The organism is Nostoc sp. DSM 114167, assembly GCF_052692655.1.
In genome coordinates this window covers 6,152,839-6,164,501 of the sequence record NZ_CP195116.1, presented here as the reverse complement: position 1 = coordinate 6,164,501, position 11,663 = coordinate 6,152,839, and the positions used below count along the sequence as shown (strand labels likewise).

Annotated in this window: 8 protein-coding genes; 5 read left to right on the top strand and 3 right to left on the bottom strand. The window is 41.8% G+C overall.

Going from position 1 to position 11,663, the window contains the following annotated elements; all coding sequences use genetic code 11:
- The first annotated feature begins 27 nt into the window (after positions 1-27).
- The 4 genes from NSTC731_RS26230 (at position 28) to NSTC731_RS26215 (ending at position 3,637) form a co-directional block, all read left to right on the top strand.
- Positions 28-384 (top strand): hypothetical protein, encoded by a 357-nt coding sequence (locus NSTC731_RS26230; RefSeq protein WP_445627504.1) that lies wholly within the window; start codon positions 28-30, stop codon positions 382-384.
- Between the two features lie 233 nt (positions 385-617).
- A complete protein-coding gene (locus NSTC731_RS26225; RefSeq protein WP_445627503.1) occupies positions 618-1,856 on the top strand; it encodes a hypothetical protein in 1,239 nt (412 codons plus the stop codon).
- A 35-nt stretch (positions 1,857-1,891) separates the two neighbouring features.
- Entirely contained in the window at positions 1,892-2,659 is a 768-nt protein-coding gene (locus NSTC731_RS26220) for a phosphatase PAP2 family protein (protein ID WP_445627502.1), read from the top strand.
- Positions 2,660-2,935: 276 nt separating this feature from the next.
- Complete coding sequence (locus NSTC731_RS26215) at positions 2,936-3,637, top strand: hypothetical protein (RefSeq protein WP_445627501.1); 702 nt, start codon at positions 2,936-2,938, stop codon at positions 3,635-3,637.
- 309 nt (positions 3,638-3,946) lie between these two features.
- Here the strand turns inward: NSTC731_RS26215 and NSTC731_RS26210 are convergent, their stop codons facing one another.
- The 3 genes from NSTC731_RS26210 to NSTC731_RS26200 all read right to left on the bottom strand — a co-directional run bounded on the left by NSTC731_RS26210 (position 3,947) and on the right by NSTC731_RS26200 (position 11,132).
- Positions 3,947-4,576, bottom strand: coding sequence for a hypothetical protein (locus tag NSTC731_RS26210; RefSeq protein ID WP_445627500.1), 630 nt, complete (start codon positions 4,574-4,576; stop codon positions 3,947-3,949).
- Between the two features lie 399 nt (positions 4,577-4,975).
- Positions 4,976-5,521, bottom strand: a complete 546-nt coding sequence (locus tag NSTC731_RS26205) for a hypothetical protein (RefSeq protein WP_445627499.1) — start codon at positions 5,519-5,521, stop codon at positions 4,976-4,978.
- Positions 5,514-11,132: a PAS domain S-box protein gene (locus tag NSTC731_RS26200; RefSeq protein ID WP_445627498.1), complete on the bottom strand. Its 5,619-nt coding sequence runs from the start codon at positions 11,130-11,132 to the stop codon at positions 5,514-5,516. The genes NSTC731_RS26205 and NSTC731_RS26200 overlap by 8 nt, the downstream gene beginning before the upstream one ends.
- Before the next feature lie 206 nt (positions 11,133-11,338).
- Here NSTC731_RS26200 and NSTC731_RS26195 point away from each other — a divergent pair, with 206 nt between their 5' ends.
- Positions 11,339-11,566, top strand: a complete 228-nt coding sequence (locus NSTC731_RS26195) for a hypothetical protein (protein WP_445627497.1) — start codon at positions 11,339-11,341, stop codon at positions 11,564-11,566.
- Positions 11,567-11,663: the final 97 nt, after the last annotated feature.

Below are 11,663 nucleotides of genomic sequence, written 5' to 3'. Positions count from 1 at the left end.
CATTCTGGGAGGTTCCGCCTCCATAGCTTGACAAAAGGTAGAACCTCTTTTGAATACATTCCCAGCCTGGAGGCTGGGAACGAGTCTAAAAGTCGTTTTGAGGTACTCCGAAGTCGTTTTGAGGTACTCCAAAGTCGTTTTGAGGTACTTCAAAGTCGTTTTGAGGTACTTCAAAGTCGTTTTGAGGTACTTCAAAGTCGTTTTGAGGTACTTCAAAGTCGTGTTGAGGTACTTCAAAGTCGTTTTGAGGTACTTCAAAGTCGTTTTGAGGTACTCCGAAGTCGTTTTGAGGTACTCCGAAGTCGTTTTGAGGTACTTCAAAGTCGTGTTGAGGTACTTCAAAGTCGTTTTGAGGTACTCCGAAGTCGTTTTGAGGTACTTTAATACACAGTCATCAACTGTGTCAACTTCAGGTGAAAGTTATGATATTTTTGACCGCAGCCTGATTTGTGAGAATTGAAAAACACCGATTCCTGACTTCGTAAAAGTTGTCGGGAATTTTGTTTTTATCAGCAGTTAACAAATCTTCAGATCGGTAGATGTATTTTTGTCTAGCTATTTACTAGCGATCGCATAAAATTGATTCGGATTAAATTTACATTTGTTTAACGTACAATATGTTTGCCAGAATTCGCCGAATTTTGAGTCAATTTTTTAGTAATTCCAGAACAATCAACAACGAACCACTGAATAAAGTCAGTTTGATTGTGATTATTATAGTTGATATTTTTATCTTAATTAATGTTTTTACCGGACTCGATGATATTAGTAGATGGCATATCAGTCCAACTGAGGCTTATCCATGTTATTCAGAGTGGCAAAATTACCGAGCAAAAACTAATAAAGATAAAGACTATGAAATTGTTAGACTTTCATTGTCATCTAACACGAACAGTCAATTTAGTTTTCGGGGAAACTATCAACAAGCCGAAGCAGGACATCTGGGTAAGGTTTCTCAAACGTGTTTGCAATATGCCGATTACAAAGATAAGATTAAGATTTCTCAAAAGCAGCAAATTATCCAAACTATCGATCAAAAACAAACAAAAATTAGTAGACTCGAACAAGCAAATAACACGATTAAATCTCAGTATGACTCAACGCTATTAGAAAAAATTGCCGGACAGAATCGCGAACAATCAATTAATCAAGTCAGTGCTGAAAAAGCTAAACAGAGATTAGAAGAAAATAATCGCCAAATTTCTACTCTTCAACAAGAAATTTCTACTCTTAAAAATGAACTACTTGCCCTACCAGAAAGTATTAGTTTGATAGCCTTTCTTAAAAATGACAATCGATTTCAAGAAGTCGAGCAAGGCTATCATCAGGCGTCATTTTGGTATCCAAGTATCCAACTTGGTTTTCAGTCCCTCTTTCTTTTACCACTGATTCTCATTGGCTTATCAGTTCATAAATTTGCGCAAAGAAGAGGATATGGACTCGTCTCGCTAATTAGCTGGCATTTGCTAGTTATCTTTTTTATCCCATTAATCGTTAAAATATTTGAATTTCTGCAAATAGGTGCAATATTCAAATTTTTATTTGAGATAGTCAGTGCCATTTTTGGCGGTTTACTTTTCCTGATAAATTATGTTTATATCTTGCTGATTCCAGTTATTGGTTTTGGAATTATCCAATTTTTTCAAAAATTTGTCTTTAACGCTAAAGTCCAAGCAGCTAGCAGAGTTCAAAAATCAAGATGTGTCAATTGTGCCAAGAAAATTCGACTTGATACTTACTGTCCACACTGCGGTTATTATCAGTACATTGAATGCCATAACTGTCATAATCTTACTTATAAGCATTTGTCGTACTGTAAACATTGTGGAACTTCTCAAGTTTCCAGTAGTTTGTAATCACTGAAGTCATCGATCGCCTTTTAAATTTAGACATGGAACAAGAGAAACAAATCAATAAAGAGAGTCAATCGCCGCTTGATTTTCTCAAAAACCTGTTGATTGCTCGTTGGCGATCGCTCTTACTCCTTTTGCTCGGAGTCTATTTGCCTTTGCAGATTTTTGAAATCCTGACAGTGAATATATGGAAGAATCAAGCGGGCTTTCCGTGGGATGTACCGATTTTGTTAGCAGTTCATTCTACAGAAAACCCAGAGTTAGATGTTTTAGCTGTCACCCTAGCTACAATTGGCTTGCCTGGGACGGCGATGGTGATTTTGGGTGCGATCGCACTCATATTGCTACTTCAAAAACGCTGGCGATCGCTAGCTTATTTACTCACCGCCTCAGCAGGAAGCATTATCATCAACCGCACCGCAAAACAATTAATGCATCGAGTGCGTCCACAATTGTGGCAGTCCATTGCCCCTGAGTCTACTTTTGCATTTCCCAGCGCTCATGCGATGACGAGTGTAACACTGGTAGCAATTTTATTATTCTTAACTTGGGCTACCTCTTGGCGCTGGTTAGTTCTCATATTCGGCAGCTTATACATCATTGCGATTGCCTGGTGTCGTCTCTATCTAGGGGTTCATTTTCCTAGTGACATTCTTGCAGGTTGGATGGTTGCATTAGGTTGGACGATTGGTGTCAGTTTAATTATCAAACCCTATAGAACTATAGCCAAATCCGTAGATGGCGAACGTCCTAAAGATGAAACTACTTTACTCCCTGAAGAAATAAAGTCGATAACTGAGGAGTAATATCAGCCCTCACCCTAAATCCCTTTCCCAAGCTTGAGAGAGGGACTTTGCTTATTTGAAATTCAAAAATTGGATCTCAAAATATGGTCTTTTATTTTTTTGTCAGGAACTCGTTTTATAAGTAAAGCTAATAACTTAATTATCCAAAAACGGTATTATAGGCTATTCTTTTAGGCTTGGTAAAACTTTTAGGTTTACTGACTTTACCATTCAACCTCTTGGTGATAGAGTAATCCCATTAATTCATATCTATTCAAAACAACAATCAATATAACAATGAAAACATTGCGGGCTTTAACGCCGATCGCGCTGGGTTTACTCACGCTTACATTCGCTAGTTCTGTGAATGCTCAAGCGATAATTGACACTGTAGACAACGGTAATTTAAGTGTGACGGGGATGACACGAGGAAGCGGTTGCACTGTCCTTTTTAGTCCTCAAGGGGAGCTAGTTCAAAATGGTCGTTCCTGTAGTTCAAGAGAAATTGGTAAAGCTCAAACTGCGATCGATACCTATCTCCGGGAGCAAGGCGCATCTGAGCGCAACAGTGACAATTCAATGCGGCAAAGACTGACCTTAATCTGCTACGGTGAAGGTCGCAAACCAAGTGTTGAAAACCGCAATAGCTATGAATGGAACTCACGTCGTCATCGCTATGAACAGCAAAATCGTGTAGAGTCTTCGACAAACGAGTTCGATTCTGAGGTTCAAGTCGAGATTCGTAATATGCAGGGAAAAATTCATCTGGGCGGAAGGCTCATCCCGCCAATTAATTCAGGTGGTACTGATGGATGGTGGAACCTTAAGGATCTCCGTGTCACACCTGAGCAAATCACGGGAAAATACCAAGTAAATGGACTAAATCATCCGCGTGTTGAGATCGATCGACGCAGTGGACGGATTGCCATTAATGGAATTGAGCATTTCCGTGGTACTTGCGATTCAGGTGATTGGAGCAGTGGCAGAACTCGTTTCTAGTCTGCTGTATTGTTGGGTTTCATAAAGAAAAAGATCAAACCCATGTCTTCGCAGTTTTTATCTCACATTCCGCACCTTCAACTGTGATATAACCCTCTTTTGTCACTCTCGAAAAACAATAATCTCAGCCAAATTCTGAGACTTGAATTTAGTCTAGGTTTGAGGCTTTATTTTCTAACAGAAACTAAAATTTATAGATAAAAAGTAGAAATTAAAGCCCTGTGACCGTTTGAGCGATTGGATTCTTTGAAAGTGACAAAAGCGGGATAAAAATACACCTCTAAATTGGATTGTTTGTCCAGATAGCAACTAATTCTTACAATCCTCTGAATTCCCCGTGTAAACGATCGATTGGTAGCGTCCTTGATCTGTTTGGATTGTTACACAGTAATTGGTTTTGCCTTCTAGCCAGTAGCTATAGCCCGAACCATCACTCTTGACCCATCGATAGCCCCGTTTTTTCACTGTGTTTTCTGCCTGTCCTGCCCTTGCTCCCACTAAATCGCTCAACCGAGAGACGGTAGTACCCGCTTCCGGCTGACGCCTAGCAGCAGCCCTACCATTTCTGTTACCTGAGTTTTGTCGATTGGCAGATGTATCCCAATAGACAAAAATCGACTCATTGGCGAGACGATAAATCTGTCCTCGATCGCCAAGTCCAGATTGTCGATAGGCAGCATCACCATTTCGATCGCGATAATTACCGGGTCGATTACCCGAAGGGAGCAGGTCATAGCTATTACCATTTTCCAGCTGAATGCTAACCGCACCCTGCCGTTGGGAAAAGGTACAAGGGCCAGAGGATGTGGCGCGGTCTTCTCCTTTTGGGAATACATCGCAACGGGCATTTACGGTATCGGCTTTGACGGATACGGGAAAACTCAAAGAAGCGATCGCCAGTGCTACTGCTAAAAACGAATTTGAAGATTTGATCGTCATAAAGTTCCTAAATTATGACAACGAAGATGACATTTTATATCATCCCCTAAATGTGCGTTTTTTGACACTTGCAAACCCTTCTTCCAGCAGTTTTCATGTATTTGAACCACATCTGTCGTCAGAGCACAGCATTACTGATATGTGTTAACTTCAGCTGGAAATAGGTTATCTGTTGGCTTACATCCCCGCCCGGAAATAAATTTTCCGGCTTTTAGCTTAAGTCTACTGAAAGACTGGAAATTTTTGGCGATATTTAGTCATCTTCAGATGACTTTAGCTATGAGACGGGAATTTTAATTTCCGGCGGACAAGGGGTTTGGCGTTAAGTTGACATTAATGAGCAATCCTGTGCCCCTACCGCGTGGTCTATTTACCTGAAAATAGCTGTAATCAGCCAAATTAAGAGCAGCCCTCAACATATTCGACTTCTGGCAATTTACCCGCTCTGAACTCAGTGACAAGTTTACCATCAGTCTCGAAGACTAGGCGATAGTTGCGATCGCTAGGGTCTTTCGGGATGAAAGTTAGGTAATGTCCGTTTTGGACGTATTTATGAGGTGTGACTTGAATTTGTCCTGGATAAAGAGACTTGATTTGCGCCTCGGTGTCGCCAATTTTTGCACCTTTGAAGGTAGTAATCTGATTATTTTGCCTCACATCTACTCTCGAAATTCGACCTTTTGTCACCATGAACGAAAGATTTTTGGGTTCCTTTTCTGGCTTAACATAATAGCAATTATTATTTGGGGAATCGCCTACTAGCTTAGTACCAGCAGCCTTTGCCGCTTGAGAGACAGTCATGCCAACTTTTACTGTGCCAATACCGTTAATAAACAGTTTTGACTGATTCGTTAGTTTCGCCTTGGCAACAACTGTGCTAATAGTCAAAGAAGAAACTGTTAGCATTACGGTGACAAAAGTCAAGAATTTAGTTTTGTTATTCATAATTGGTATTTTTTTCAGTTAAGTCAATAATTTCATCGAAACAGAAGTTGCGGACTAAATTTGCCAATTTTTCTGCCAAAGCAGAATGAGTTTGGGGAATTTGCTCAATGAGTTGCAAAATCCTTTCAGCATCGACTTCAACGGCTGCCTGATTCAGTTCTGTTAGCCATTGGGTAGGCATAATGGTAATTGCAGAGCGAAGATCCAAGATAGTAGATTGAGTTTTCTCTAAATTGTTGCCTATTGCATCTTCATTGCTTTCTTCTGAACATATATAACGTACTTGCAAATATTCAGCGATCTTTTCAAAAATCACTTGCTCTCGGAATGGCTTACGAACCAAATCGTCACAACCTGCGGCTAAGATACTTGCCTGTTGTTCTTCAAAAGCACTGGCAGTTAGGGCAATAATTACGGTGCGGAAATTTCTAGTTGTATTTTTTTCCTTGGCTCTAATCTCTTTAGTGGCATCGTAGCCGTTGATTACAGGCATCCGCATATCCATCCAAATTAGGTGAGGTTGCCAGGTTTGCCAAATTGCGATCGCTTCTTGTCCATTAGTCGCAGCCTGAATTTCAAAACCAATGCTACCAAGAAGTTGCACAATCAGATCGCGGTTTTCTTTACGGTCATCTACTACGAGAATACGGTAAGATGGTTGGCCTTCTGCTAGCTTGAGTACGCGTCCCTTATTCAATTTTGGTGCAGCTTTCAAAGCTGCGGCTAAATTCACTTGAATATCAAAGCTAAAAATAGACCCTTGTCCAACGCTACTCGTTAAGTAAATATCGCCTCCCAGCAACCGCACAAATTGACGGCTGATAGTCAGTCCGAGTCCAGTTCCCTCCTTAGTTTGAATACCGCTTGTTGTCTGGACAAAAGGCTGAAACAGGTTATTCATTTCTGCTGCTGCTATTCCCCGTCCAGTGTCTTCGACTTCAAAAAATAAGGATTGGGCATTGGGCATTGGGCTTTGGGCATGGGGAAGAGACAAGGGAGAGGGGGGAGACAAGGGAGAGAGTTGTTCAATAATTCCCCCTTGTCCCCCTTGTCCCCCTTGTCCCCCTTGTCCCCAGTCTTCACTCCCCATTCTTACCCGCAACGTTACTCCGCCAGTCTGAGTAAACTTAACGGCGTTACCCAAAAGGTTTATGAGAACTTGGCGGAGTTTACCTTCATCTGTTTGGATGTAACGCGGGAGATTGGGAGCCATTTCAAATTTGAGAAACAATTGCTTTGCCTGTGTCCGCACTTGGAACATCTCTTGTAATGTTTGCAATAACAAATAAAGGTCGAAGTCTTCGGGGTTGAAAATGATTTGTCCAGCCTCAATTTTGGACATTTCCAAGACATCGTTAATCAGGTTAAGCAAGTGTTCTCCACTGCGATTAATCGTAGCTAATGATTCGCGCTGGTTGGAGTTAAGGCTAATGTCTCGCTCCATTAATTGGGAAAAACCCAAAATTGCATTTAGAGGGGTGCGGAGTTCGTGACTCATATTAGCTAGGAAAGCACTCTTGGCTCGGTTGGCAGTTTCAGCGGCTTCTTTGGCAATTCTCAGCGCTTCTTCTGCTTGATGCCTAGCTCGACCGATCGCAATTATTTCACCTACCAGTTTTAATAAATTAATATCTTCTTGGTTCCAGGTTTTTGAGTAGTGAATCATCGCTGCACCAACAAACCCAACCACTTTGCCAGCATGAACCATTGGCACAGCTAGTATAGATTGAAACGACATACTTTCAAAAAGTTGTCGCTCAGGTAGATGCAGGGGTAAATCTTCCACACAAGAGATTTGTCGATGCCTACCACGGAGAATCGGCTCGTAGAAATAGGGGAAAACTTCCACAGGCGAACCTCTGGCAATATCAATTAATGGTGCAACATCTTCACCACACCATTCATGGATCAGGTTGAATTCACTTTTATCTTGGGAGCATTCAAAGATGCAACTATGTTCGGCATCAATAAATTCAGCGATCGCTCGCAGTGTAAAATTAATTGCTGTTGCTAAATCTTGGTCAATAAATTGCCGAGAAACGTTGCTGATTAAACTTTCGGCTTGAGTTCGACGTTGCAAAGCTGCTTCTGCTTGTTTGCGATCGCTAATATCACGAGCTACGCCGACAATCTGAAAATTACCTTGGGCATCTTGCGTGCGGACTGCATTACTAGTTAGCCAAACCCAGCCCCCATTTCGATGTTTAGCGCGGTACTCAGTCCCCGAAATTCCCTCACCTGTTGCCAGGATAGTTTGGGCAACTTGCAGCCATTTTGGCAGATCGTCGGGATGAGTAAAGGATGCCAAAGAATTACCCTCTATTTCGCTGGGGGCAAATCCGGTAGTCTTCAAGATATTTGGAGAAATATAGTTGAAAACTCCATTAGCATCAAGAACAAACAGCACATCGTTAACTTTTTCAACAATAGTACGAAACTTTAACTCGCTTTCCTGTAAGGCTGCTTCTGCTTGTTTGCGTTCCAATTCAGCACCGGCACGAGCAGCAAATATTTTCACAATCAGTTCCCGTCCCGGATCGGGTTTCATGGGTTTAACATCGATCGTTGCTAGATGTCCGATGATTTCGCCGGATGAACTGGTGAGAGGAACGCCAAAAAAACTCTCGGCATTCATCCTTACTAAATCGGCATCTTCTGGGAAACTAGTTTGCACTGCTTGCGGGTAGTGACACATCTTCCCTCGCAAGGTGTGTTCGCAAGGAGTACCCTGTAAATCATATTCCAAGTTATCGTTAATAGCCCCATTACACCAAAATGCCAAAGTGCGGACTCTTGTTTTTGGCTCGTCATCAAACTCAGTTACTAAGGCATATTGAACCTGCAAGACTTCGGCAAGGTAACGAACGCAAGAATTGAAAAATTCATTGCCTGTTTTCGCGGCTGTACCCTCAACAATTAAGCGTAAAGCTTGTTCTTGCTGTTTGCGTTGGCTAATATCTGTAAAAACAGAATCTAAACAGGATTCTTCGGCGTTGAGACGAAGTGATAACAGTACCCAAACAACAGATCCGTCCAAGCGTCGCAGTGCTACTTCAAAATTGCGAACTTCGCCGGAGTGTTCTAACTCTGCTAACATTTGCACGCGATCTTCTGGATTGACATATAAATCCGTTGTGAAATACTTGCCAATTAAGTCAGCAGCAGAGGTAAAACCTAATATCTCGGCACTACGTTGATTCGCATCGATAATCAATCCATCTTTTTGGCAGGTGCGAAAAATCCCCACTTGAGAATTTTCAAAGATGTTGCGGTATTTCATTTCACTACGACGCAAGGCTTCTTCTGCTTGCTTGCGTTCTGTGATGTCGCGTCCCACGCCGGCGATCGCAACACCGCTAGGTGTGTTAATTGTGGAAGTGTTAAAGTTGAACCATCGCCAGCTACCATCTTGGTGTCGCAATCGCACTTCAATATTAGTCAGCTTTTCGCCAGTTATCGCCCTTTGTAAGGCACTGGCACTAATTGCTAAGTCTTCCGGTTTGGTAAACTCCACCACAGAATGACCTTCGATTTCCTCTAGGCTGTAGCCCATGATTGCAGTCACATTTGGCGAGTGATAAGTAAAAATTCCCTCTGGCGAAAGCACAAATATCAGATCGTTGGCATTTTCCACAATGCTACGGAATTTTAACTCGCTTTCTTGGAGAGCTGCTTCGGCGCGTTTGCGTTCTGTGGCATCTGTACCGACTGAAAGAATTTCGATTAAATTTCCTTGGGCATCTAAAATGGGTTTATTCGCCCAGACAATCCAGACGCGATCGCCATTTTTGCATAAGTTCTCGTTTTCGTTGAATAGATAATTTTCTGGGTGCTGACAAATATCAACCATTAATGTCTGCAAATCGCGCCCAGAAGTTTCCGTTTCTGGAACGATTGTACCGATAACATTGCTTCCGGTAATTTCATCTATATCGAAACCAAAAAGCCTTTGACCGTAGTCATTTAAAAATATAATGTCACCATTGCCATCCCAACGCAGAATGATACAGTTGGCTGTTTGCACCAAATCGCGGTACTGAGCTTCGCTTTGGCGTAACGCTTCTTCGGTGCGTTTGCGAGCCGTAATATCCCGGACTATTGCTAAAATATGTCGCTTGCCATTATAAATGCAAGTCGTTCCTTTGACTTCTACATCTATTAAACTGCCATCTTTGCAGATATCAACAGCTTGTCCATAAAATTGCTCGCCACATCGGGTTTTCTCGACAAACTCTAGAAAAACAGAATGCGAGTCTGGGTGAATATAAGCAGATGGATGTAAAGTGAGAAATTCCTCATAAGAGTAACCGTGCATCTGACAAGCCGCCGGATTAACTTCGGCGACTTTTTCAGTCTCTATTTCAGTAATAAATAGTCCATCATTAATTGCTTCAAAAATACTGCGGTATTGTAATTCACTTTGTCGCAGTGCTGCTTCTGCCCTTTGGCGCTGGGTAATGTCGCGGAAACTCCACACTCTACCAATAATTTGTTCGCCGATGCGCTGAGGACAAGAGTAGCGCTCAAATACTCTGCCATCTTCTAGTTCTAACCAGTCGTAACTAACTAATTCCGGCTGTGAATATAATTCTCGGACTCGTTGCAAAAAACTATCAGGATCTTTTAATTGATTTGCTAGATACGCTAGTCGCAGAGTACGATCTGGTTCCGTCAAAAGTTCTGGTGGAATTGACCACATTTCTAAGAACTTTTGGTTATAACTAGCGATCTTACTTGAACTATCGACTACTAATATACCATCTTGAATCGATTCAAAGATAGCGCTTAATAAAGACAGAGAGTTTTCTAAAGCTACTTGGGTTTGTTTGCGTTCGCTCAGATCCCGTCCTAAAACTACCAAGGCTTTGCGTCTACCATCTTGGTGAAATAGGGGAGCTTTAATCATATCTAAACTGCTCACTGTCCCATCAGGACGAGGAACAGCTTCTTCTACCCGATGCACACATCCCAATTGCCAAGCTCGTTCGTCTGTTTTATTGCAGTTGAGCAAAGCATCGCGATAAAAATTGCTAAATTCTGCCAGTTCTGAGTCTGTTTTGCCTTGATAATCAACGCCTTGTAGCTCTAAAAATTCCAGGTTAGCCTGGTTTGACAGCAGCCATTTTCCCTCACCGTCTTTTAAACAGATAATATCGGGTGTTGCGTTAATTAATGTCTGCAATCGCTCCTCAATCTCTTGCAAGGATTCTTGAGTTCGTTGCGTCAGCGTGATATCCCGAATCACCAGTATGGCACAGCGATCGCCAGTCATTCCGGTAGAGCTACCAGAAATTTGTAGTGTTATTTGCTCATCTTGCTGCAACTGATAATTTGTTGTTTCATACTCTTCATTGAGTATTTGCACATCAGGATAGCAGGATAAAGCAACTGGTTGTCCTAATTGTGTCAGGGGTAGCAAGTCAGTTAACTTCCCACCGCAGACAGTAGCGTGAGATTGGTTTACTATAGACTCAAAGCGAGAATTGCACCATTGAATCAGTCCGTCTTCTCCTACCCAGACTACAGCATCAGCGATCGCACCCAGCGTTACTTCCATCTTCTTCGCAGTGGCTTGCAATTGCTCTACCTGCTCTAGCTGTAGTGTATTCATCAAGACTCCTGTTAAATAATTCGTAATACTCGCCAAAGGCGAGAAGCAAGCTACGTAATTCGTAATTTTTATTAATTAACTACTGTACAAATTAATAATCATGTGCTAAAGATGATACTTATAAATCTGTATAGTGATTGTACCGTTAGTCTCTGACTGAAATATTCGACTACAGCAAAACTACATATTTTCTTCATTTTACAAAAATGCGATCGCCAAATCAGCAATTGCGTTCGCCAAATCAACAATTGCGTTCGCCAAATCAGCAATTGCGATCGCCAAATCAGCAATTGCGAACGCCAAATCAGCAATTGCGTTCGCCAAATCAGCAATTGCGAACGCCAAATCAACAATTGCGAACGCCAAATCAACAATTGCGAACGCCAAATCAGCAATTGCGTTCGCCAAATCAGCAATTGCGTTCGCAAAAGTAACAAATGCGAACGCCAAATCAGCAATTGCGTTCGCAAAAGTAACAAATGCGATCGCCAAAGTAACAAATGTGTAGGCATTTCAAAATATAGCGGTTTT

Coding starts and splice junctions, on each gene's coding strand:
- NSTC731_RS26225 (WP_445627503.1), top strand. CDS start 618: ATGTTTGCCAGAATTCGCCGAATTTTGAGTCAATTTTTTAGTAATTCC.
- NSTC731_RS26220 (WP_445627502.1), top strand. CDS start 1,892: ATGGAACAAGAGAAACAAATCAATAAAGAGAGTCAATCGCCGCTTGAT.
- NSTC731_RS26215 (WP_445627501.1), top strand. CDS start 2,936: ATGAAAACATTGCGGGCTTTAACGCCGATCGCGCTGGGTTTACTCACG.
- NSTC731_RS26210 (WP_445627500.1), bottom strand. CDS start 4,576: ATGACGATCAAATCTTCAAATTCGTTTTTAGCAGTAGCACTGGCGATC.
- NSTC731_RS26205 (WP_445627499.1), bottom strand. CDS start 5,521: ATGAATAACAAAACTAAATTCTTGACTTTTGTCACCGTAATGCTAACA.
- NSTC731_RS26200 (WP_445627498.1), bottom strand. CDS start 11,132: ATGAATACACTACAGCTAGAGCAGGTAGAGCAATTGCAAGCCACTGCG.
- NSTC731_RS26195 (WP_445627497.1), top strand. CDS start 11,339: ATGCGATCGCCAAATCAGCAATTGCGTTCGCCAAATCAACAATTGCGT.